Origin of the sequence: Bacteroides sp. 2_2_4 (genome assembly GCF_000157055.1) — a bacterium.
In the GTDB taxonomy this organism is placed as follows: domain Bacteria; phylum Bacteroidota; class Bacteroidia; order Bacteroidales; family Bacteroidaceae; genus Bacteroides; species Bacteroides ovatus.
The window spans coordinates 15,023-38,578 of sequence record NZ_EQ973378.1 but is presented as its reverse complement, the minus strand read 5'-3'; the positions used below and the strand labels follow the sequence as shown (position 1 = coordinate 38,578).

General features: G+C 44.6%; 25 protein-coding genes and 1 pseudogene. 10 read left to right on the top strand and 16 right to left on the bottom strand.

Annotated features, from left to right (window positions below; translation table 11 throughout):
- Positions 1–255: 255 nt before the first annotated feature.
- From BSCG_RS00720 to BSCG_RS00740, 5 genes are read right to left on the bottom strand one after another with little or no spacing between them, the layout of a single operon-like run.
- Positions 256–555 (bottom strand): hypothetical protein, encoded by a 300-nt coding sequence (locus BSCG_RS00720; RefSeq protein WP_139016526.1) that lies wholly within the window; start codon positions 553–555, stop codon positions 256–258.
- 7 nt (positions 556–562) lie between these two features.
- Positions 563–835 carry a hypothetical protein gene (locus BSCG_RS00725; RefSeq protein ID WP_008777565.1) on the bottom strand — a complete coding sequence of 91 codons (273 nt, stop codon included), beginning with the start codon at positions 833–835 and terminating at the stop codon, positions 563–565.
- 21 nt (positions 836–856) lie between these two features.
- A complete protein-coding gene (locus tag BSCG_RS00730; protein WP_008777564.1) occupies positions 857–3,976 on the bottom strand; it encodes a hypothetical protein in 3,120 nt (1,039 codons plus the stop codon).
- Between the two features lie 14 nt (positions 3,977–3,990).
- Entirely contained in the window at positions 3,991–6,186 is a 2,196-nt protein-coding gene (locus BSCG_RS00735; RefSeq protein WP_008777563.1) for a hypothetical protein, read from the bottom strand.
- 4 nt (positions 6,187–6,190) lie between these two features.
- On the bottom strand, positions 6,191–9,385 hold the full coding sequence (locus tag BSCG_RS00740) for a phage tail tape measure protein (RefSeq protein ID WP_008777562.1): 3,195 nt from the start codon (positions 9,383–9,385) through the stop codon (positions 6,191–6,193).
- 28 nt (positions 9,386–9,413) lie between these two features.
- Between BSCG_RS00740 and BSCG_RS30200 the strand changes: the two genes are divergently transcribed.
- Entirely contained in the window at positions 9,414–9,575 is a 162-nt protein-coding gene (locus tag BSCG_RS30200; protein WP_008777561.1) for a hypothetical protein, read from the top strand.
- A 191-nt stretch (positions 9,576–9,766) separates the two neighbouring features.
- Here BSCG_RS30200 and BSCG_RS0128180 read toward each other — a convergent pair whose 3' ends face one another.
- From BSCG_RS0128180 to BSCG_RS00765, 7 genes and pseudogenes are all read right to left on the bottom strand, one after another.
- The gene (locus BSCG_RS0128180) at positions 9,767–10,159 is read right to left on the bottom strand and encodes a hypothetical protein (RefSeq protein WP_008777559.1); all 393 of its coding nucleotides are present in this window, start codon (positions 10,157–10,159) and stop codon (positions 9,767–9,769) included.
- A 29-nt stretch (positions 10,160–10,188) separates the two neighbouring features.
- A complete protein-coding gene (locus BSCG_RS00745) occupies positions 10,189–10,653 on the bottom strand; it encodes a phage tail tube protein (protein ID WP_008777558.1) in 465 nt (154 codons plus the stop codon).
- Positions 10,654–10,741: 88 nt separating this feature from the next.
- A complete protein-coding gene (locus BSCG_RS0128175) occupies positions 10,742–11,080 on the bottom strand; it encodes a hypothetical protein (protein WP_149968951.1) in 339 nt (112 codons plus the stop codon).
- 28 nt (positions 11,081–11,108) lie between these two features.
- Positions 11,109–11,474 carry a hypothetical protein gene (locus BSCG_RS00750; RefSeq protein WP_008777556.1) on the bottom strand — a complete coding sequence of 122 codons (366 nt, stop codon included), beginning with the start codon at positions 11,472–11,474 and terminating at the stop codon, positions 11,109–11,111.
- Between the two features lies 1 nt (position 11,475).
- Positions 11,476–11,940 carry an N-acetylmuramoyl-L-alanine amidase gene (locus tag BSCG_RS00755; protein ID WP_032849880.1) on the bottom strand — a complete coding sequence of 155 codons (465 nt, stop codon included), beginning with the start codon at positions 11,938–11,940 and terminating at the stop codon, positions 11,476–11,478.
- 58 nt (positions 11,941–11,998) lie between these two features.
- Positions 11,999–12,940: pseudogene (locus tag BSCG_RS00760) on the bottom strand (hypothetical protein); the annotation flags it as partial.
- A 39-nt stretch (positions 12,941–12,979) separates the two neighbouring features.
- Positions 12,980–13,996 (bottom strand): head maturation protease, ClpP-related, encoded by a 1,017-nt coding sequence (locus BSCG_RS00765; RefSeq protein ID WP_032849879.1) that lies wholly within the window; start codon positions 13,994–13,996, stop codon positions 12,980–12,982.
- 172 nt (positions 13,997–14,168) lie between these two features.
- Between BSCG_RS00765 and BSCG_RS00770 the strand changes: the two genes are divergently transcribed.
- The 5 genes from BSCG_RS00770 to BSCG_RS28390 all read left to right on the top strand — a co-directional run bounded on the left by BSCG_RS00770 (position 14,169) and on the right by BSCG_RS28390 (position 19,296).
- On the top strand, positions 14,169–14,615 hold the full coding sequence (locus tag BSCG_RS00770; RefSeq protein ID WP_008777552.1) for a helix-turn-helix domain-containing protein: 447 nt from the start codon (positions 14,169–14,171) through the stop codon (positions 14,613–14,615).
- Positions 14,612–16,141, top strand: coding sequence for a hypothetical protein (locus BSCG_RS00775; RefSeq protein WP_008777551.1), 1,530 nt, complete (start codon positions 14,612–14,614; stop codon positions 16,139–16,141). Before BSCG_RS00770 ends, BSCG_RS00775 begins: the two co-directional genes overlap by 4 nt.
- A complete protein-coding gene (locus tag BSCG_RS00780; RefSeq protein WP_008777550.1) occupies positions 16,138–16,554 on the top strand; it encodes a phage protein Gp36 family protein in 417 nt (138 codons plus the stop codon). Before BSCG_RS00775 ends, BSCG_RS00780 begins: the two co-directional genes overlap by 4 nt.
- Position 16,555: 1 nt before the next feature.
- A complete protein-coding gene (locus tag BSCG_RS00785) occupies positions 16,556–17,905 on the top strand; it encodes a DUF935 family protein (protein WP_008777549.1) in 1,350 nt (449 codons plus the stop codon).
- 68 nt (positions 17,906–17,973) lie between these two features.
- Positions 17,974–19,296, top strand: a complete 1,323-nt coding sequence (locus BSCG_RS28390) for a phage minor head protein (protein WP_175285340.1) — start codon at positions 17,974–17,976, stop codon at positions 19,294–19,296.
- Here BSCG_RS28390 and BSCG_RS0128165 read toward each other — a convergent pair.
- Positions 19,293–19,526 carry a hypothetical protein gene (locus BSCG_RS0128165; RefSeq protein WP_032849878.1) on the bottom strand — a complete coding sequence of 78 codons (234 nt, stop codon included), beginning with the start codon at positions 19,524–19,526 and terminating at the stop codon, positions 19,293–19,295. The two genes, BSCG_RS28390 and BSCG_RS0128165, sit on opposite strands and share 4 nt — an antisense overlap.
- 72 nt (positions 19,527–19,598) lie before the next feature.
- Between BSCG_RS0128165 and BSCG_RS00790 the strand changes: the two genes are divergently transcribed.
- Both BSCG_RS00790 and BSCG_RS00795 read left to right on the top strand, forming a co-directional pair.
- Positions 19,599–20,225 carry a phage virion morphogenesis protein gene (locus BSCG_RS00790; RefSeq protein ID WP_008777546.1) on the top strand — a complete coding sequence of 209 codons (627 nt, stop codon included), beginning with the start codon at positions 19,599–19,601 and terminating at the stop codon, positions 20,223–20,225.
- A gap of 5 nt (positions 20,226–20,230) precedes the next feature.
- Complete coding sequence (locus BSCG_RS00795; protein WP_008777545.1) at positions 20,231–20,656, top strand: hypothetical protein; 426 nt, start codon at positions 20,231–20,233, stop codon at positions 20,654–20,656.
- Here BSCG_RS00795 and BSCG_RS00800 read toward each other — a convergent pair whose 3' ends face one another.
- Positions 20,657–20,935, bottom strand: coding sequence for a hypothetical protein (locus BSCG_RS00800; RefSeq protein ID WP_008777544.1), 279 nt, complete (start codon positions 20,933–20,935; stop codon positions 20,657–20,659).
- Between the two features lie 186 nt (positions 20,936–21,121).
- Here BSCG_RS00800 and BSCG_RS0128160 point away from each other — a divergent pair, with 186 nt between their 5' ends.
- Positions 21,122–21,634 (top strand): HU family DNA-binding protein, encoded by a 513-nt coding sequence (locus tag BSCG_RS0128160; protein ID WP_083793691.1) that lies wholly within the window; start codon positions 21,122–21,124, stop codon positions 21,632–21,634.
- Positions 21,635–21,810: 176 nt separating this feature from the next.
- Here BSCG_RS0128160 and BSCG_RS00805 read toward each other — a convergent pair whose 3' ends face one another.
- The gene (locus tag BSCG_RS00805) at positions 21,811–21,993 is read right to left on the bottom strand and encodes a hypothetical protein (RefSeq protein ID WP_008777541.1); all 183 of its coding nucleotides are present in this window, start codon (positions 21,991–21,993) and stop codon (positions 21,811–21,813) included.
- Between the two features lie 251 nt (positions 21,994–22,244).
- Here BSCG_RS00805 and BSCG_RS00810 point away from each other — a divergent pair, with 251 nt between their 5' ends.
- The gene (locus tag BSCG_RS00810) at positions 22,245–23,264 is read left to right on the top strand and encodes a ParA family protein (RefSeq protein WP_008777540.1); all 1,020 of its coding nucleotides are present in this window, start codon (positions 22,245–22,247) and stop codon (positions 23,262–23,264) included.
- Positions 23,265–23,331: 67 nt separating this feature from the next.
- Here BSCG_RS00810 and BSCG_RS30195 read toward each other — a convergent pair whose 3' ends face one another.
- Complete coding sequence (locus tag BSCG_RS30195) at positions 23,332–23,520, bottom strand: hypothetical protein (RefSeq protein WP_032849877.1); 189 nt, start codon at positions 23,518–23,520, stop codon at positions 23,332–23,334.
- Positions 23,521–23,556: the final 36 nt, after the last annotated feature.

Below are 23,556 nucleotides of genomic sequence, written 5' to 3'. Positions count from 1 at the left end.
GGAGTGCCGGGGATCAGTTTGCGTTAGGGAGCAATTAAAGAATCAGTTCATAAAAATAATAGGGAAGAAAGATAGATATAAGAGATAGTGGTTTTATAGTGGATTCTATAAACAGCAAAACGATTTGTAAGAACTTCACAAATCATTTTGCATTGTTTTTAATCTTGTTAACACAAAACGAAATGTCTATTTAGGATTCTATATAACAAGATTCAAATAGAGAATACACACCTATCAGTATCCTTTGATATACTTCTATTTAGTTAGTCCTGCATTTACTTCCCTCAATATATTTTCGAACATAGAGATATGCGGCACCATGTCAATACCTGTAGGAAAGTTCATAGACTTGCTATCACCTTCTAAAGCCATATACCCAGCGTGTACAGTTTGCTCGCCTAAATCTGTTTTCGCTTTTTGGATAATACAACACTGCAAACGAGTTATGCCATTTTCATTGTACGAATATGTTGTCTGATATTCATATTCACCTTCTTTTGCGATCGCTTCTACTTGTGTAGTTCTTGTTTTTTCACTCAAAATTTTTGTTGCCATAATCTTTTTATTTTTCATTGTTAATACTGTCTAATAGATCAAATACACCTTTTTTGATGCAGGCGAAAAAACGTCCTACTTCCATGTATTTGCGTATAATTTCCGCCTTTTCTGAATCTACTTCCACTTCGCCATGTTTATAAACTTCTTGCGCAAATTCCAATTCGCCCAAGTCGGTAGTGTTATTGTAGATTGCATTACCTAACTCTTTTGCAATATCGACGGTACTGTTATTCCCTTCGATGTCTTTCACTTCGATTTTTCTAAAGTCTATTTTCATAATTATGTGATTTAAATATTATTACCAAGTTGCACTCCATAAAATTCCATTTTTAAATTGTAATACTTTAGTTCGTGTACTCCCATTATGCCATACCTGGGCGATTTCAATATATTCATCAATCCCTCTTTTGCCATCAACTACAATACCGCCTTCGGTAGCAAGTGCTATATTATCTCGTCCTCCGGCTACACTAATAGATACACCCCTATTTATATCATAAGGTCTTGAACGGTGATCGTAGAATCTTCCTAAATAATCGACTCCCATTGTACTAAACGGGCCTACAATAACTTGCCTATTTTTACTATTAAAACCAATCATATCATCGTAAAGGAACATCTCCTTTTTATCTATAGTTGGTATACTGGTAGAACCTGTCCCTATACTATTAGCAGAAATCTTAAAGCCTCCAATAGTGCCATCAACAGCGGCAAGTTTTTTAACGACAAGATTATCAACATCTATATTTTCAGCCCTAAGAATAGGCTTTCCGGCAGTATTGGTTTTAAATACCGCTATCGCGTTTCCGTAGTTGTCTTGTACGCGGAAGGTATCGGCAGTTACGGTTACTTTTCGATTTGCTATGTCTATTCCGGTTGCCTGAAGATCACTTTTTAGGGCATTAACTTTGCCATCGGCAATATTACCCGCTTCGGTGGATGTTACTTTCAAGCTGATTTGCTCTGCATTCTGGGTAATACTACTTTCGGCGGTACTCATTCTTCCGGTTAAGTCATTAACGGATGATTGAGAGGCTTTTAGCGCAATTTGTCCGGCTTGGGCACTTATAGACGCTTCCGCAGCAGCAACACGTGATCCTAATGCGTTGAAATCTGTCTTTTCAACTTTCAGATTAATACTATCGCTTAACACCTTAATTTCTGAATCGTATACCGTCTTGGTTACATACTTGCCATCTACATTATCGAGAAGCGCCTTTGCGTCTGTGGCACTTTTTGCCGCATTAGTTGCTGAACTAGCAGCCTCACCCGCTTTAGTTGCGGCGGTTGTTGCAGAATTAGCAGCTTCATTAGCTTTAGTTGTCACCTCTTTAACTTGTAATGTGATACTACTTGCCGTCTGATTGATACTAGATTCTTTTTGGGAAACGACAGTGAGCTTTGCCGCTGCACTATCTGCTGAATTTTTCGCATTTGTCGCGGAAGTAGAAGCTTCTCCCGCTTTAGTGCTAGCAGTAGAGGCACTGTTTTTCGCATTAGTTGCACTTGTAGATGCTTCTGCTGCCTTAGTTGAAGCGGTTGTAGCAGCGGTATTCGCTTCTACTACTTTCTTCGTGACTTCCGTAACCTGCAATGTTATGTTTCCGGCTGTCTGGGTGATAGAGCTTTCTTTCAAAGTCACATCTTCGAGGACTTTCGCCGCATTATCTGCAGATTGTTTTGCATTAGCTGCCGAATTTGCAGCCTCGCCCGCTTTACCGGATGCAGTTCCGGCAGAACCGGATGCAGACGTAGCGGAGTTTTTCGCATTTGTAGCGGCAGTATTCGCCTCGGTTACCTTTTTATTAACTTCGGTTACTTTTGTAGAAATTTCTCCGGCTGTTTGAGTTACAGAACTTTCTTTTAATGTTACTTCCTCCAATATCTTCCCGGCATTAGTCGCTGCTCCTTGTGCATCCGTGGCACTTTTAGACGCGTTATTTGCAGAAACTCCGGCGGATGTAGCCGAACCGGAAGCGTTCGTTTCGCTCTGTTTCGCGTTCGATACGGCAATATTAACTTCTTTAATCTTAGAAGAAATTTGTCCTTCACGAATTTCAAAGTTCGTCTCTACATCGGTTATTCTCCCATTTAGATCGTTTTTAACATCGTCGATTGCTTCCTCTATTTTCTTTCCGGAATGGAGTACAAATGTGCCTTTTAAATAAACATTAGTGCCGTACAAACCGGAGCCAGTCAATACACCGAATACAGCATCAGTAATACCGTTAAGATTTCCGATACGTGTAATCAACCGATTTACAAGCGAATAGGAATTAATTCCGTCGTAGTCATCCCGATAAGGTGCGGAATCACCAACAGCACAATCTATTTGTGCTTTTTGTCTTGCAGTGTTAGTTCTGTTGCCTAATACTGCCACATTATCTCCGGTTTCGGGCATTCCGCTTCCTTCTTCACAGTCTACTTTAGATAGATTAAAATAGCCCGCTCCGGCAGAAGTAACTAAACGCCAATAACGTTTTGTTGCCGTACCCGTGAACGCCTGACATATTATTTGATCGTCTTGAACAAAATCATCCGTGCTATCATGCTCGCATCTCCAATATGAACCGCCGTCGATCACTTTGGTCAATTTACCACCCGCGGCGGAACGAATAATCATACCACCCTGATAAGTTATCTTTTGAACGACCAATTCAAACACAGAAAATATCTTTCGAACTGTAAGATTATCAATTTCCATGTTCCAGTCACCCGTGACCGCTTTGTATATCTTCATTCCTTCGCCGCCAAAACCACTGACAAAAGACTCGGAAGATATATAGTCCTTTACTATTGTACCCATTAAAGTTGCAACGTGAGATACGCTTAGATCGTGTATTTCTGCAAGCTCTTGAACGAGTAAGTTTAGCGTTGTCGTTTTCTTAGATACAGTCACATTGTCGGAAAAAGTCGCTGATTTCGCAATCAGTTTATCAAGAACGTTGAGTATTTGCGTTGTTGCTGTCGTTGCAGTCAACGTATCTGTAGAAATGCCCTTTGTTACGTCTAGCCCGTTATCTACAATTAGTCCACCCAACAATTTGAGCAAAAACGCTGTCTCATCATCTATATCCTTACGAAGGAATCTCTCATTCACCGGACTATCATCATCCAAATCATGAGCCTTGTCTGCATAACCTGCCTTTGCTCTCTCATGAGTAATAATCAACTCACCGGTACCATCATCCACACTGCCAACGCGGACCGTCAAATATTTATCATCATTCTCATCAAAGCCAATACGTTCCAAGGCAGGCAGATTCGTATGTGTATGACCGTCACAGGAAGAATTTCCACCACTTGAACCGGAAACCAGTACGGCTGCGGATGAAGTAGATTGCCCAGATTCACGCATTCGTTTGCTACGTGGAACAGCCTGACGTTCTGATATGACAATATTATATTTTTCTTTCATTGTTGGTAATGTCTTTATTCATATTCTATCCCTTCAAAATTATCAGGGGTTATTTCAGCTAATTTCACGTTACTTTCATCTTCACGTACATCCTGAACATCACCTACCATCAAATATGTACCGGGTTCATTCACGTCTGTATATATTCCAAAATTATTTAAGAGGCGCGAAGTACCGGAAAGCATATTCATACGTCTGCTATAATTACTATACCATGTACCAATCAAAAGTTTTTCTATCGACGCAGTTACTCCGGCACGAGTGAAAGTAGTCAATGTTGTACGTGATGAAACATCCATGAGCATCCCCATACCAAAATTTGCAGAGGTTCGTGGAGTGCCTACAATCGTTTCAATCTTCTTTTCCTCTTTTGCAGAGGAATTGAGCCATGTTTTATATTCAATGTCATTGCCGTCCACTTCCTTACCGTATTGATTGACCAGAGTCAATTCCGGAATTTTAAATAAAACCCATCGTGGAGTCGTATAAGAGTCAGTTGTAAGCCTGTTATGCTTATGAGGATTAACCACACGTGAAAAGCAACTCACAACTGTCAATTCCAGCGTACATCCTTGACATCCGATCGGAATAGGTATGAGGTCACCTTCTCCTGATGCAGAACGAGGAATATATGAACGCAGGTATCCAACGCGATTCATCTGCCATCCACCTCTCCATCCGGTATATCCGCCACTGTCATAGTATCTTAGAGAAGTCATTTTAGGAGTACCCGGTGCTATATCTCCATCCACCCATTTTCCATTAATCTCTTTATAGTACCGGAAAAAACCTTCTTCTTCAGACTCCTTATCATAGACTCTGTTTTCATAGTGCATTTTTATATTACCATCCGTATCAATAACTCGCAATATGTATGATATATTGTATTCTTTGATATCCTGCATTTCCTCATAAGCACTCTTCCCATTCAATGCTGACGCTTCTTCAAATGGGTTATATCTACCGTCAATCATAGCTTCGACTTTCAATCGTAGCATTATATCTGTCAAACAGGATTTTCCATCTAAAACGACACCCGGAGAAGCAAAATTAAATACAACATGAGTTTCAGGCAATGACATAGTACGTCGCACTTTAAAAAGCCAGGGTGCCCCATAATCGCTTCCCGAAGTATCTATAGGTGTCTCTGTTACAATAGTCAGTGGCGTTTTATAAACATTTCGGACACGTGAGGCTATTCCGAAAGCCTCACCTCCTGAAAAGACAGGAATTATTCTGAAGAGCAGGGCTTTGTCTGTTCTGATCTCCAGTTCTTCACTTACCCCAGCCGTTTTTTTGAGGTCGATCATGAAACCGATATTATTATCAATAAATGGACTTCTACTCAAATCTTTTGCTACATAATACCGTTCTGCGCCCTCATCGAGCATCTTTTCCGTCAATGTAGTAGAATAAAGGCTCTTTTGCGGATAAGGGCTGAAAGTCAGAGTCACATTCTTATATATCTTGTCCACGCCAAGTACTGCGTCATCACTTTCCCAGCGAATTTGTTCAGGTTTAAATACTGTTTGAATAGCATTCAGGTCATAGATAAACAATTTACCTTCACGCTGTATCAGGCGCAAAGCAAACGGACGAAGAATTTCGTCAAGTACTTCCCGCATCGTTAACGATACTCCTTCTTCATCATAAAAGTTCTCACAGCTGACTCCTACGTTGTCCAGCATTTCGCCGGAAACCGAACTGCAAGTAGTTGATATGTATCTTTCAAACCTCTGGTAATTAATTTTAGTTTCAGTTACAAGACTATCAATCAAACCACTTATTGAGCGTGTTCCTCTCAAAGAAAAGTTCATCCGGTCAAGTAGGGCAAAGTCACTGAAAGTCAATTTCACTTCATATTCGTTCTCATAAGAAAAGGGTTCTTCATAGGCTTCCGTATCCAATGTGCCGCTCCAGTATAAAACATCATTCCGATATGTGTCCATACGGATGCTCCCGGCTTCAACCGTGTACAGGTCTTTATATTGCCGATTTACCTTGCTGACTATTTCCAAGGTTGCGGCACTTCCCTGCACAGGTTCAAGTTTGTCCATCTCCCCCCATTCAAACACCAATGGGCTTTCCGATGGAAAGCGAAGTTCCGCAACAGCAGGATAAGGAACATCTGCATCCTGCCATATCTCCACGCGCCACAGTACGCCTGCAACGCTGAAGAATTCTCCCTTGTATCTTAATTGTTTTTCCATTGCCTTATCTTGTACGTTGATTATAACGGTCTACTTTATTTAAAACACCACGAAGCATTCTACCATCTATCTTGAATTCTACAATCCCACCCATACCACCGGACGGCTGAATCAGTTGACGGAGTTTGTTGAGTGGCGCAATTACTTCCGGATTATTCTGTGCGCCGGAATATTCACCGAAAAGCCCCATTGTAGGACCGTAAGCCAGTCCACCGTTTGCAAACTTCGGAAGATTTGCCAGAGCTGCCAAGACGCTAGCTACGGCGGCAATAGCCAAAATAGGACCAACAACGGGAATACTTGCTGTTGAAGCTGCGGCGCCGGAACCTGCAACTGCCGTATTAGCTGCAACTTGTGTGGTCTGTAATCCCAATAAAGTCGTAATTTGCGGAATAGCCGCAGCAACAGCTTGCACTACATTTGCGCCCCAGTTCAACCATTCACCTGCGGCACCGCCTACCGCCTGTCCAAGACTGCCCATCACACTCCCGATACCACTCATGCCTTCTACTAAATCCTGATTTTTCTGATAAGCTTTGTCTACAGCATCATTCCATTGTTCAAAACCTGATTTTTTAGGTTCCAGCTTAGGCATATCAAATTCAGGAAGTTTCATCTTCTTGATATAGCCATGCGTTAATGTCTCCGGTTTTTGCTTGGGATGTTTACGATTCTCTTCATTCTGAAAATCTTCTGCCATTTGCCCAAGAGCACGTCCGGCATCGGAAGCAGGAACTACACCTACATTGATCTCACCATGAGCGTTCTTAAAAGCTTCCTTTTCAATCCAGATTTTTACGCCTTCGATTTGGCTCTTTAACTTGTCAATCTTAACCTGCAATTCTATAGAGGCTTGTCCGACAGGTTTTGTGGATAATTCTTTTTCATATTTAGACAGTTCAGTTTTCATTGCATCGATACTGCCGCTCGCGAAAGTCGGACCGCCGCCGATACCCATCGCTTTTTCTTTAACCTTCTTAAGAGTCTCCAGCTGATTGATCTGAACCTGTATGCTACGCCCCTCCTCGTCTGACGCAGTTTGTTGCGCAGCCTGGAGTTCTTCTATTTTCTTCTTGATATCCGCCAAGGTAAGCTCCTTCTTCTCAAGCGGATCACCTCCCGCGTTTCCTCCTGTTCCATTTCCCACCGGATTAGTTCCGGAAGTGGAAGAAAGAATCTTTTCTGTTTGTCCAAAAAGGGACCTTGCCTGATCTATTTCCTGTTCGTATGCTTCCCGTGCACGTTTTACACCGGATATTTGTTTTGTTATATAAGTTCCGGCTACGTTAGTGGTAAAAGTTTTCCCTTCGGAATTCGTCATACTTTTACCTAATTTTCTTACAATATTCTGTGCTTCTTCAGGAATATCTTCTCCGGAACGAACAGCAGTGCGGATTTGTCCCCATGCCTTCCCAGCCTCACGGGCTGTTATATTTCCTTCACCGGAACCAATACCGGCATAAAGTTTCTCTCTTATATTTTTTAAAGCCTCACTTTCCTTATCCGCATAAGTTTCCGCTGCATTTGCCGTAGCGGTATCCAACGCACGGCTGCGGGCTGTATCAAGAATAGCACGACTAAGCTGCTCGTAAGCAGTACGGGCTGTGTTCACGTCCTTTATTTCAATACCCAGTTTCGCCAAATATTCGCCATATTGCTCTACAATCTTGTCTTTAGCCTTGTTCCACTGCTCCGAGCCTTCCTTAGCCCGGTTCAGCGGTTCAAACAAATTGTCCAGTCTGGAACGTTCTACAGTGACTTCCTTGTTCATATCCGCCATTGCGTCACCCAAACGTTTTTGTGCCCTCTCCGCTTCACTGCTGCGTGTAGCCATTTTGTAGATGGCGACTCCCAGAGCCACGGCAGCCACAGCGGCAAGCACATACGGACTGGCTGCAATTGCTATATTCATCAGCTTAGTGGCACCGGTAGTAGAAACGATTGCCGCCCGTGCAGTAAGCACTTGCATTTGATATATATAGAGGGCACGCTTACCCAGATTCACTACCCCGTTAAAGCTCATTTGGGCTATAACCGCCGTTTTGGCGGCAACATTGTATTTGCCAAGCACAGATACCACACCATTGCCCAACTGATAGAACGAAGCCAGAACAACTGCGTTTTCACCTATTACAGAAGCATAAGCAGACGTCGGACCCAATAAGTTGGCAAAACTTATTTTTATATCATCTACTTTTGCACGCAGTATTTCCATTTTGTGTGCCGTCGTTTCTGTACGTACAGCCGCTTGTTCCTGAGCCACACTGGTGCCCGTCACCTTTCGTGTCATCTCCTCAATAGCCGTTGAGTTTTGTATTAAATACTGTGCAGCGGCTATGTTTTCCATCCCGAACAGTTTACTTAAGTATGCAGCGTCTGTTAACCGGGGTTTCAGCGCGTCCAGCGCTGTGGATAAAGAAGTACGGCTCAGGTCAACCCCCAATTCAGTATTTAGTTTCAGGATGATATTGCGGAGAGCGGTTCCGGCTTCACTTCCTTTTAAGTTGGCTTTGGACAGCACTTCAAGCGCCCCTGCACTCTGCTCTACAGTCAAGCCCATGGCAGAAGCCGCGGAACCTACAACCTTAAAACTTTGAGAGAGTTCTTCTATTTCGGCCGCTCCGTATTTGCTTCCTGCCGCCAACACATTGATAACCCGTTCCGCCTCATTTGCCGTCAGTCCAAATTGGTTGATAGTTCCGGCAAGGGATGTTGCGGCAGCGTCGATGCTCATGCCGGAAGCTTGTGCCAGCGTCACGCTCTTTTCCTGCAAGTTATTCAAACCGGACATTCCGATAGTGGCGACATCTATCTGGCTGGCAAGAATTGCATACGCGCGTGCTGCCGTGCCGGCCCCCAAGCCGGAGTCCTGGCCTACCTTACGTGCATTCTCACCAAGAGCTTTCAGATCGTCACCCGCAATACCGGTAATAGAACTAAGGTCCGCCATGGATTGTCCAAAGTTCATTCCTCCCTGAGACAAATCACCCAGCACACCGCCCAACCGTTCAGCGACTCCCAGAAATGCATTCAAGTCGGGCATCTTCAATCTGCCGCAAATATTTCCAAAGCGGTTGGTACTGGAAGATGCCTGAACCGCCGCCTGGTCTATGGCGTCAAATTGCTTCCTGACGTTATCCAATGCTCCCGAAATATTATTTTTCAGGTTAAGTATGATGTCAAATGAAACTTTTTCCATATATTTGTGAGGTAAAAATCAAACAGTTATGACTATTGGAGGTTTCTTTATAGTATTATTCATCATTATCGGTCTCTATGGGCTCTTCAAAAAAGACGACTCCACTATTACCGGGAAGGATATTGATGAACTCATCCACGAACTGGAAGAGGAAAAGCCAAACCTCAAGCCCCATTCCACAGAGTCCTGATTTCATCGAATCTTTCCTGTGTACTGGGTTCTTCCTCCGCTTCCTTTACAGGTTGCGCATCCCAGGAGAACCGGCATATGTCAGTCAATTCTAAACTTCTTTTACTGTAAGGCTTCAATATGCTACAAGACAGGAAGCGTACTTGTTCCCACTGTCTACGTTCCGCATACGTTTCTTTTTGCTGCCAAGCCTCAAAGACAGCTGTAAACTCTGATGGAGTGAGACGGCAGAAATCGTTCAGACACATACCGACACATCCCATCGCCATCCCCATCAGAGATTCGATTGTTACGCTCTCGTCCCCTTCTTTTTTTTGCCCCGTCTTCTTCAGTTGCCATCCCGTTCTGAAAAGCAGTGAAGTCTTCCAGGTTGATGCCATCGGCAAATTGTTCAAAGGTCAACTGGAAATCCATCTTATCGGCACGGCAGGCACTACGCACACAACAATACATGAACATGGTCAACTGCTCTATATCAGCACCGATCTCGTTTACATCCTTACCGGTTTCACGTTTGAAGTCGATCATTGCCCCCATCGTAACGCGGGAAGGATATTCTTTTGCACAAATGATTACTTTATTCATTGTATGGCACAAATATTAAGGGTGATACATTATTCTTGCGGAGCAACAGTCTTGGTCGCTACCGGGCCGGAGTTTTCCAATGAGATGGTATAGGTGGAGTCATCATCCGAAGGAGATGTCTCTTCCAGGCTTGTAATGAGAAACTTCCCTTCACGGTATTTCGTCGTTTCTTCACCGCGCAACGCATAGCGTACCGTCACAGGTTCACTCTTTTCCCAAAGCTCCAGGAGTTTGTCATATCCCATTTCATCTCCATAGAATTTAAAACCCTCGGAACTGATTTCGACCGACAGGCCGCTCACCGATTTTTCTTTCCATTTGCCGGCGCTAGCTGCCGCTACCTTATCTGCCAAAGTCGGCTTTACGGCACGCTCCTTGGTTTCCGCCTTATTACTGATTGTACAGGTCTTTGAGTGACCCAACGGGGAAAAAGCGTCTTCCATCATTAATCCGACAAGCATGTCACTACCATGAACATATCCTTCTACTGCCATAATTTTTATACTATTTAATTTCGTTTCAACTACCGTTTGATTCGTATCGGAATAAGCTCGGCCAACGGTTATCCGTCTTATTCGTAATTTATTTGAACCGTTTTAAAATCAGCCGGACAACTGCAAATATGCCAATTCCCGAAGCCAGCAGTTTTCCCAGCTTTATCCACAATTCCTGCCACCACGTCAGTTCATTCGTCACAGGACCGGGCACATCTACCGGGACATAAATCAGTGAATCCTTTCCGGGGATATAGAGTGTGTCATGCACGAATACGGCATGAAAGTCCAGTATCCCGTTATTAAGTTTCAAGGAGCTGTTTGCTCCACTGCTCTTCTGTTCCTCAAAAGCCTGCATAATCACCTGGTTGTTGCTGTCACACGCCAGGTAGGCACGCAGCCAGGCGGAATCGGGCGGGATTTGCACCGGAATGAGTTTCGGTATCTCTATCGGCTTAGGAAGGAGAAGCCCTGTCCCGTTCCTCGGAGCCTTGCAGCTCACGACGCACAGGACAATCAGCAGAATGGGGACAAACACTGACTTTCTCGACGGCCTTACGCAGCCGCGCCATTTCTCTTCTGATTGCATTGATTTCTTTTTTAAGGGGTTCCACCACTTCTTCCATCAGGATGGCCATCGCCTTCTTTACGTTTTCAAGCTCGTTGCTGCGGGTGTTCGTCCTGGCGGTTTCCACCTCGGCACGCAGCTTTTCAACTTCCTGACGGTATTTCTTCGTATCGGTCATGCTCTTGAAACCTCCGGCCGCCACAATGGCCAGAATGACTTCAACAACAAGCCGGGTAATTTCAAGAGCGTCCATTTTATTGTTTAATACCTATTGATTTCAGCCATTTCTGCACATCGAACGACGGGCAGGCTTTGGCGGCAAGTTCGTTGTGACCGATGATTCTCACATCCGGGAAACGGCGGTGGAAATCCTTCACGTATGCCTCAAGGGCTTCCTGTTGGGCAGGTGTGCGGGTATCCTTGGCGGTTTTCCCGTCACGGGTGCATCCGCCGGCATAGACAACGTGCCGGCTGACACTGTTGTATCCGGCTGCCCCGTTCGTGATTTCCCACGGGTCGACGTTGGAGTCTTCATTGTTATGCACCAAGCGTTCCACCGTTCCGTCCAGATGGAACAGGTCGGTGTATCCCACCTGCTTCCAGCCACGCCCACCCTTTGAGGTAGGGTTCGTGTGCCACGCCCTGATGTCGGCGGCTGTGACTTCACGACCTTCGGGCGTGGCGGTGCAGTGGATGACCAGTTGTTTCAGTATAGCCATATCAATTACCGTCCGTTTCGTCAATATGCTCGATGTTGGCTGCCTGAACGGCTGCCGGCTTAAACGCACCGTTTGCTCTCCAGTCCAGCGCGATGAATTCCTCACCGAAACCGATATTCGTATCTGCCTTCATCAGCATTTTGATGAAATACAGTTCGCTCGCATTCGCCCACTTGTCAATCTGGATCACGTTTTCGTCGTCCTGAAGGTTGACTGCCGCGAACAAGTTGCCATCAGTGCCGGAAGAACAGAGAGTGGCAACCATCAAACCTTGCGGCCATTGCGCCAATGCTTCGATAGGAATGCCTTTGTAACGGCGTGAGTTGACCTCCGTAGCATCCTTACCCTTGTTCGGAAGGTTGGTCAGTTCATCGTCATATTCGTCGAAGTCTTCCACGCTCATCAGGATACGCAGGTTCGTATTGTTGCGCAAAGTGCTTGGAATAGCGGTACGCAATTCTTTCAGACGCTGCAACATGGTAGTTCCCACCGTAGTGACTTTCACGACGTCAACGTCTTTTGCCGCCTGTGTCAGGATGCCGTCCATCAGCATTTCGTCATCATTGCCTTCTTCGTAGGTTCCGCAGATGTACTGGTAGCCCAGTTCCTGTTCCACCTGCTTGAGGATTTCCCCCAACAATATTTGCTGCACATTCGGCGGAAGCTGGGTAAATACCAAGTCACCTTTAGGCTGGTACTGTCTCCAGATATATTCAAACGCACGAGGGTTGAAAGTAGCGAACGCCATCATATCCTTTGGAGCCAGTTTCTTCTCGCTGTATTCAACATCTCCCTTGCTGTCCGATTTTTGCGGGTCTTCTTTCCGCTTCTGGAGCATCTTCTTACCTCTGAAACGAGGAATTGTCATCGCTTTGCTCACACCCGGAATGACCATAATCAAGCCACGTCCTACCAGTTCGTTTTTGGTAGCGGCAAGCGTCAACGCAGTTTCAAGTACTTCACCACCGTAATTGGTGGTATTTAATCCTGTAATTGCCATAATTTATTTTTAATTATCAGTTAATAATCAGGTTATTGACTAACGCTTTGCGCTGTCCCGTATTTCCTGCATACGTTTCTCCCATGCGCCGGCACCCGTCTTTCCCGGTTCGTCAAGCACATCCGTTACCAGGCGTTTAGGTTTCAAGTCTTTCAGGACGGCCATTCCGTTCACGCGGTCGGCTTTCAGTATAGCCGCATACTTGGGGCGTTGCGCCTCAGTAATCCGTTCGTCTTTTACGGCCGCGTCAAGTAGCGCCTTGTCTTCCGCCTCAATCGCCTGCCGTTCTTTCTCTTCAAATGCGGTCACCTTGCCCTGGAGTTCCGGAACCTTGGCCGCTTCCTCTTCCAGATGCGCAACGCTACGGAGCACATCTTCTTCCGTCGCGCAGTCCTTGAACAACGGACGTTTTCTAAATTCTTCCAAATTCATCTTATCGCTGTATTGTGGCTGATTCTCCAGCCGGTTATTGAATATCTTGTATATCTGCTCCGGGGTGCTGTCTTCCGGCACCGGATCGGCATCGTATATTTCGTCCACCAGTCCGAGTTCCACCGCCTGTCGGGCAGTGAACCAATGGTCCTTTCCGTCAAACCACTCCGAACGGATTTCTTCCTTTGTCTTTTTACATCTGGCGGCATAAATTTCACAAAGAGTGTCTTCAAGGCTTTTCAGCATCCCGGCAGTCTCCTCCATTTCGCCCGCGTTTCCATAAGCACCGCCCGAAGGGCTGTGCACCATCAGACGTGCGTAACGGCTCATCTTCACTGGTTTCCCGCAAGCTGCAATCACGCTTCCCATCGAAGCTGCCACACCGTCGATATAAATGGTTATATCCGCCGCACTCTGCCGGAAAGCGTTGAAGATGGCCATGCCGGTGAATATATCACCGCCTATACTGTTGATGCGTACATCTATCTGCCTGGATGCGGATTCAGCCTCAATCAGTTCGCGGGCGATATCACCACTACGTACACGGTCATATTCGCCTATCTCTCCATAAAGCAGGATGCAGGCGGCATCCTTACCGGGTATTATATTAAAAAATCTTTTCATCGGGTTCCGTTCTTTTTTCGACAAAGTTAACCGCAAGAACCGGATGCGTCAATACATATAAAACATGATAAAACTTTATGCATCAATGATATAATGATATAGCATTCACATGTTTCAAGCCCCTTGCAACGGGCTCTTTATCTGACGAAATTTGCAATAAAAAGGAGTTATTATGGCTACAGATTTAACCATTGCACAGAAGAAGGAATACGCTGGAGTACTTTATCTGAAAGACAACCTGACACAGCAGGAAATTGCCGAGAAGGTAGGTGTCAGCCGTCAGACCCTTTCCAAATGGATCAAAGCGGAAAAGTGGGAAGAGCGCAAAGTCGGCATCACGCTGACACGCGAAGACCAAATCTCCAACCTGCACAGGCAAGTGGCGGAAATAAACAAGGTCATCATGGAGCGCGAAGCGGGCAAACGCTACGCTACACCCTCCGAAGCCGATACGTTGGGCAAACTGGCGGCTGCCATCAAGAAGATGGAAAGTGACGTGGGCATTGCTGACATAATCAGCGTAGGGATGCGGTTCATCAACTGGCTGCGTCCTGTCGACATGAACAAGGCGAAAGAATTCACCGGATTGTGGGACATGTTTATTAAAGACTCCCTATGAAACAGACGGACAGAGACTCTCTTCAAAGGTGGGAAGAGTTCAAAGAAGACATATATAAGGATGTCCCCATAGAGGAAAACTTGAGCCGGGCGGAAATAGAAAAACACCGTACCTGGCTGGAAGCTCACCCGATAGAATGGATAAAGTTCTTCTTCCTCGCGTATGCCAAATCCGAATTTGCCGACTTCCAGAAAAAGGCGATCAAAAGATGCCTGGCAAATGACGAATGGTACGAAGTGCTTTCATGGGCGCGAAGCCTTTCAAAAAGTACCGTCACCATGTTTATCGTAATGTTCCTTGTACTGACAGGACGCAGGAAAAACGTTATCATGGCCAGTGCAACGGAAGATGCCGCCATACGCCTGCTCAAACCTTACAAAACGAACTTTGAGAAGAACGGGCGTCTGAAAGCCTACTACGGGAATCTGGTGAATCCGGGAAGCTGGAAGGAGTCGAATTTCATATTGAAGAACGGGGCTTCATTCATCGGCGTAGGTGCGGGAAACGCGCCGCGCGGTAGCCGTAACGAAGCCGTACGTCCGGACTGTCTGCTGGTGGATGACTTTGATACGGACGAAGCATGCCGGAATCCGGATACGGTAGACAAGAACTGGCGCTGGTGGGAAGACGCGCTCTACTTCACCCGTGACCCAGCCATGCCCACCACCATCATCTTCTGCGGAAATATCATTGCCAAGGACTGCTGTATCACCCGTGCCGGGAAACTGGCAGACCACTGGGACATCGTGAATATCCGTGATAAAAACGGAAAAAGCACCTGGCCGCAAAAGAATACGGAAGAAATGATAGACCAGGTTATCTCCAAGGTAAGTACCGTCGCCGTACAGAAGGAATATTTCAACAACCCGATTTCCGAGGGTGAAATATTCAAGGAAATAACCTACGGCAAGATTCCCTCTTTGAAAAAATTCAAGTTCCTGGTAGTCTATGGCGACCCCGCACCGGGTGAGAACAAGACCAAAAACAGTTCGACAAAAGGCTGCTGGCTATGCGGAAAACTGGACGGGAAGCTTTATGTAATCAAAGGATTCCTTGACCGGGGACTGAATGCGGAGTTCATCAACTGGTACATATCACTCAATGAATACGTAGACGGGCGAACCACTCTCTACAACTTTATGGAGAACAACAAGCTTCAGGACCCTTTCTTCCAGCAGGTATTCAAACCACTTGTACGGAAAGCCAAAAAGGAAAAGCGTGTAGAATTGAACATCAATCCGGACACGGAAAAGAAAACGGATAAAGCCACCCGTATCGAAGCGAACCTGGAACCGTTGAACCGGGAAGGAAACCTCATCTTCAATGAGGACGAACAACAGAACCCACACATGCAGCGTCTGACAGACCAGTTCAAACTTTTCACCCTGCGCTTGAAATTCCCTGCCGACGGTCCGGACTGTATCGAAGGGGCAAACAGGATTATAGACCGCAAAATGCGTGTCTTGCGGCCCGGGCATTCCGCTTCGCGTTCAACCAGACAAAAAAATAATAAATACAGACTATGAGCAAATTTATAGAACTATCCGACTATGACGCCAGTATCCATCGTGACATACTGGACGCACTGACCCGCAACGATGACGCCATCGTTGAAATCTGTGAAGACCGTGCCATTGCCGAAATGCGCGGCTATCTCTCCGGACATTATGATTGTGACAAACTGTTTGCCGCTACCGGAGACGAACGGAACCAACTGGTATTGATGATGGCACTGGATATCGCCATCTACCATATTTTCACCATCCATAATCCGCAGAAACTATCACAGATGCGGAAAGACCGATATGACCGGGCGGTGGAATGGCTGATAGCCGTTAAAAAAGGCATGTCCGTTGACGGGGCACCGGAACTGGAAAAAGCGGAGCGCAAGTCAACCTATGAGTTACACAGTAACACCAAACGCATAAACCACTATTGACATGAAAGGAAATACCATAACCACCGGGGGAAACATTCCCCTGCCGGGACAACAGCGTCCCTCAACCATTATCCTGACACAAACAAGACGTTTCGGAATCGACATAGGCAGTTATATGAACGCTCTAAGAGCTGCCGAAAGCATCGACTTTCCCCAACGCGCCAAGTTGTATGACCTGTTTGAGGACATCCTGATGGACCCGCATCTTTCCAGTGTCATCAACAAGCGGAAAAGTGCCATACTCTGTTCTGTTATCGAGTACCGGCGGGGTGGAAAACCGGATGAGAAAATCAACGAGCAGTTGCGTTCTCCCTGGTTCCTGCGTTTCCTGGGTGACGCGTTCGACGCAATACCGCAAGGCAACACTCTTGTGCAGTTCTACCGCGACAAAAAGACCGGATGGCTGAATTACATCTTTATTCCGCGCAAGCATTACGACCCGATACGTAAACTTATCCTCAAGCGGCAACATGACATAACCGGTATCCCTTGGGATGAATTTGATGACCTGCTGTTTATCGGTGAACCCCGTTCGCTGGGTGAACTTGCAAAGGCTGCACCGTGGGTTATATACAAGCGGAACAGTACTGCCGACTGGGCACAGTTTGCCGAAATATTCGGGATGCCGATGCGCAAATATACGTATGATCCCGATGACGAATCGGCTTTGGAGCAGTTGAAAGAGAACGATGCGAATCAGGGTTCCGCTTCGTCATGGTTCCTGCCTGACGGCTGCAACATGGACCTGGTGGAAAGTGGCAACAAGACAGGCAGTTCGGACCTGTACAAAAGTCTGGTAGACACTTGCAACAGTGAAATCAGCAAACTGCTCCTGGGAAACACGCTGACCACCGAAGCCGGAACGAAAGGTTCCCAGGCACTCGGAACGGTGCATGGCAAAGTAGAGGAACGTATCGCGCAAAGTGACCGGAAGTTTATCCTGAACCTGCTCAACTACGAGATGACGGATATATTCCTGCACCTTGGAATCAATACATCCGGTGGCGAATTCTGCTTCGCGGAGCCCAAAATGATTGACCCCACCACCAAGATGAACCTTTTCACCCAAGCAAGCAGCCTCGGACTGGAAATCAGCAAGAAACAGATGTACGACGAACTGGGGCTGGAGTGTCCGGAAAATGAGAAAGACACTATAAAGCGACCGCAAGCATCTTCTTTTCTTCCACAAATAAATGATATCGAAGAGGAAGAAGAGGACGAAGAAAAGCGGAACGCTCCACCTGAAAAGAAATCTCCCGAAAAGAAGAAAGGCGGATTCAGAAACTGGTGGAAAAGTTTTTTCGTAAAAGCCCCGGAGGCGGAAAACCACGGGGCTCCTTTAGAGTGGTGATAAATGAGCTTTACCGGGACGCAGCGGTAGACGGCGCTTCATCCGGATTCTCATTCGATGACGAAGTGATGAGACAGGCACTGAAGAACATCTACAGCAAAAGTTTCCATCCGATGACGGACATCGAGGAGAACCTGTTCAACGAAACATGGAAAGCGATGAACGAAGCTACTGACAAAGGATTCGGAATACGCCAGCCTGTTGACCCGGACTATGACTTCTACCAGGAACTGAAACATAACAATGCGGTATTCTCCGCCTTCAAGGTGCATCGTGCGCAGAATGACATGGCGGCACAGTTACTGGATTCGGAAGGTAAGCTAAAACCATTTGAACAGTGGTCGAAAGAAGTGCAACCCATTGCCACACATCAGATGGAACACTGGCTAAAGACTGAATACGACACCGCAGTAATCCGCGCCCACCAGGCGGCGGACTGGAGACAGTTTGAACGGGAAAAAGACATTCTCCCAAACCTGAAATGGCTGCCGTCTACCAGCATCCATCCGGGAGCGGACCACAAAATATTTTGGGGAACAGTATTGCCCGTTGACCACCCGTTTTGGAAATCACACCGCCCGGGTGACAGATGGAACTGCAAATGCCCATTGACGTCAACAGACGAACCTTGTACACCGATGGACGGGATTCCGGAAGGCGGCGATGATGACAAGCCGGCTGACGGGCTGAAAGGGAATCCGGGACAAACCGGGGAACTCTTTGACAAGTCGCATCCGTACGTAAGATATGCGTATGATGGAGCGGAGAAAGCGGTAAAAAAGTATTTGAGCAAGAAAGAAGATACATCTGTCTATACAATTGAAGGTATAAAGCAGGTTACCGTGCTGGATGGCAATGACCGGAAAATAAATAAAATAGTAGCTGATATAGAAAAAGATATAAGGATGAACCGGGATTATGAAACCGGAGTAATTGTAGACCGGGAAGGGAAAGTTCTCGTAGACAAAAGAGGAAAGTCTTTTAAAGTAGAATTTTCGGATGAAGAATGCAACCTTATGAAAAATGCCATATTTACGCATAATCACCCTAGAGGTTGGAAAGTTCCGGAAAACAGCATAGCAAGAATAGGTAATTCTTTTAGCATAGAGGATTTATCACTTGCAGTGGGACACGATGCCGCAGAAATACGGGCTGTTACGCCTAACTATACGTTTGTCATGAGAAGACCGGAAAAAGGTTGGGGCGTTTCCTTGAAAGAGTTTCAGGCTACTTACATGAAAGAAAACGCGAAATTGAAAAAAGAATTCACCCAACGTATCAATGCGGGAACCTTGACCTTTGCACAGGCTAATTCAACGCACTTCCATTTACTGGCAAGACGTATTGCTAAAAAATTTGATTGGGAATATATCAAAGGAAAGACACGTTAATCCTCTGGCTCGTATAGGGTATTTCCCACCTGGTCAGGCTGTATGACATCATGAGTGTCGCTTCCTTCAAGCAACCTGTCAGGGATACCGTCAGGGTATGCTGAACAATAGTAATCATCTTCCATGAAATGCTTGCAACGCGCGCACTGGGAAATATAAAGACTAAGAATCTCATGTCGGTCATCAAGAATGAACCCGTCAGTTTTCTCTTTATAAAATCGTTGAACCATTTTATTATATTATTTGAGTCATCAAGCAAATATACAATTAAATAGTGAAATAACATATTCATACATAGAAAAATGAACATAAAAGAATTCTCCGCACTGTTGAAAGCCAAGGCTGCTGAACTGAATGACTTCCGCCACCGGAAACTTCCCATCCTGGCAGGTCGTACGGCAAAAGACCATTTTCAGGAAAACTTCCGTCAGGGTGGTTTTGTCGATGGTAGCCTTCATCCCTGGCAGGAAGCCCAGAGACGGAAAAAAGGCGGAAAAAGAGCTTCCACCAAATACGGTACATTGCTTTCCGGAAGAAACCACCTGTTCAGTTCCATCAAATATATTCCGGGAGACTCCAGCGTCACTGTGACAAACGACGTGGAATACGCAGCCTTGCATAACAATGGCGGGCAAATAACCACACATCCGCAAGTGACCCCGAAAATGAGGAAATTCGCATGGGCGCAATATTATCAGGCTGCCGGAATCACCAAAAGGATGAAAGCTGGTGGCAAGAAACGCATAGCCATTGAAGAAAATCTTCCGGAAGAAGCATTGAAATGGAAAAGACTTGCACTGACAACGAAAAAAACACTCGACGTAAAAGCCACAATTCCCAAGCGTCAGTTTATTGGTGAAAGCCGTGAACTGAACCAGAAAATAGAGAATTTGATAGAAACTAATATCACTAACATTTTAAACAAATAAGAATCATGGAACAATTATTTTACAGCCTTCAGCAGCACATTGCTGCCAATATGCCCGTACTGTCCACCATAGACGAAGATTATGGCCAGCTCCAGACAGACGAAGACACCTATCCGGTCACCTTTCCCTGCGTACTGATAAATGCGGAACAAACCGATTGGGAAAGCCTTTCAGGCGGAGTGCAGCGCGGTAAATGCACGGTAGTCATCACTTTGGGAATCGACTGTTACGATGATACCCGGTATGGTAGTGGAACGGAAGAAAAGGCTGTTGAACGCCAACAGATGGCTTCGGAGTTGAACAGACTGCTGCATTGCAAAAGGTTTGAAGGCGCAGCCGGACCTCTTGTCCGGAAGAAGAGCAGGAACTACAGTCTTCCGGGTGGAATCAAAGTATATGAGATGAGATATGAAGTAACGGTAACGGAATAGCTAGCTCTTTTCATCGCTTTTGAACAACGCCAATTGCCGTGCTGTAAGTTTCGGCTTGCGTACTTTGGGAACCGGATTCACATCAATGTCTCCCAAACGATTACAGTTCTTGCGGATGATAGCCATAATACGGGCTTCACTGATAAAGAACTCGTCTTTGGAAAGCAAAGTCAGAGCACGATCGAAACGGAGGTTTTGTACCTCTGTCAGTTCGTAGTAACGTCGAAGCAATTTTTCATCCCTGCGTGATAATAATTCTTTGTTTCTTCCGCGTGGCATAATTTATGGAGATTTGAGTAACACAAAAATACACTGTTTTCCCCGTTAATGCACCATAAACACGCAAGAAACGACACATTCCGAAAGGAATCAGCCACTTTTGCACCGTCTTTTCGCGAAAGGCAGAGTTAAACAACGGATTGGCAACGCAGTCAAATCGTAAATCGTAAAATAGTAACTAAAAAAATGAGTGTAAAATATTCGCTCACTCTGATGAGTACAAAGCCGGAAGATGACACGGCAAAGAAAATGTTTTATGCCAAAGCGCAGACTGATGGCGTGGTGACGATGGACGAAATGGCGGAAGAAATATCGTATGCCACTTCACTGACGGATGGTGACGTATTGAACGTGCTCCGTGCCCTGATTCGTCAGATGAAGGTGCAGTTGGCGGCCGGCAAAATAGTGAAGATGGAAAACTTCGGTACGTTCCAGATTCAGGTATGCAGCACAGGTACGGAAACCAAGAAGGAGTTCACGGCCAACAATATCACGGTTGCGCATATCCAGTTCCATCCGGGCAAAATGGTGAAGGTGACCACACGCAGCGAAGCACTAAGCTTCACGAAAGTGACCGGGAAGAAAGAAGTGATGGTGGATGCCCCACCGACCCGTCGGAACCGTCCAATCCGGGTGGCGGAGGAAGCGGGGAAGCTCCGGACCCGGCAGCGTAAAAACTACTATGTAGTAAACACATAATTACTACGTAGAAACACAATGACTACCTGCTAATAGCCGAACGTTTACTAGCAGGTAGTTTTTTATTAACTTCAAACAATGATTAAACAGAAGATTTGTTATATTTTTAGGAGAACCAGGGGAATAAAACACAAAAAGGGCGATGAAATTATAAAATTCACCGCCCTTTTTGTGTTTTACTTCTTTGGAATGACATCTTTATATTGAATTAATTGATTGTCTTCATAACTTTCCAAAGCTTTTTCATCAACTTCAAAATATGCCAAAAGCTCTTTTTTTGTTAATACTTTCCCTTTTGGTTTTATACTTTTCTCAATTACATCAGCTATCGTGACCGTTTTATTATCTTTCTCATCCATAAATTATATTATTTAAAATTTTAGAAATCACCATTAATTTCCAAAAACAAAGATAAGAAAATTATCTCATTATTTTTTGTGGTCTTGGTTTTATTGATGTCAAAAACTAAATTATTCATAATTGATTTGAACATAAAAATATGATCTTGAAGATTTCAAGGTTTAGAACATATCTAGAAAAAAACTGTTGCAATTTTAGATAGACAAAATTTTATTATTATATTTGAAGCAAAATATAATAATAAAAGAATATGATTTATACTTTTTGGAATAATAAAGGAGGAACAGGCAAAACTAGCTTGTGTTTTCAAACTATTGCAGAATATGCAATAGCGCATAATAACGAAAAGGTTTTATGTGTAGATTTATGTCCCCAGGCAAACCTTTCAGAATTAATGTTAGGTGGACTGTTGGGTAATGGTGGAAACAAACTTACTCAAATATGGGAAAGTCATAGTTATAGAAAATCTATTGGTGGATATTTTCAGGAAAGATTATCAACTCCCTATAATATGCCTACCAATGTAAGCCTTAGTCAGTATATAACCAATCCTCATCTATTCAATTCTAATATTCCAACTAATGTGGATTTGCTTGCAGGTGATAGAATTATTGAATTACAATCTAATTCTATATCAGCATTATCCATCACTCAAATACCAGGATTAGACACATATGTAAAAGTGGTAAGTTGGTTAAAGGATTTACTTTTAACACAAGAAGATTATGATGTTATTTTTATAGATACTAATCCAAGTTTTGCAATCTATACTCAAATAGCCTTAACGGCAACAGAAAGGCTCATTATTCCTGTTATGGCAGACGATTCATCAAAAAGAGCATTAAACAACGTACTATCATTAGTTTATGGTCTGCAGTTACCGTCTACCATATATAATAACTACGCTTATAACACAAAGATGTTAACAGCAGGACTCCCACTTCCACAGATACACCTTATTATAAAAAATCGTATTACTCAGTATATGGGACCAGCTTCGGCATATTCATCAGTATTAGCTTCTATTGATACAAGTATCTGTTCGCTACAAACAGAAAAGCCTAATATCTTTACATTCTCCAATATATTAGATGGATTAGTTGAAGTTCGAGACTTTCAAACAACTGGAGTCGTAGCTTTTGCTGAAGCTATTCCTTTCTCTTTATTGACAACAGGACGTCATAATATATTTGGTAACGAAACTCAGGTAAAACAAGAAAACTTAAATAATTGCAGAAGAGCAGTAAGAAACATAATAGCAAAACTATAAAAAAAGACTTTGGTGGTATTTTCATGTTACCACCAAAGTCTTTTCTCGTATTCACCATTTTCTAGAGTTATTCAATCTCACAGTTATAACTATATTCACACATATAATCAGAAATATCGTCCTTAGATATGGAATCTAGTAATTTGTTAGAGTCTCTTTTATCGACTTCTGCTGTTACTCTGACATATCCATTTCTAGCCATGCTAGGTTCTATTTGAACGCTCGTTTCGTCCACATCAATTGAAATTGTTTTCATACACCATATTCCTTTCTTTTTATGGTTTATATTTTC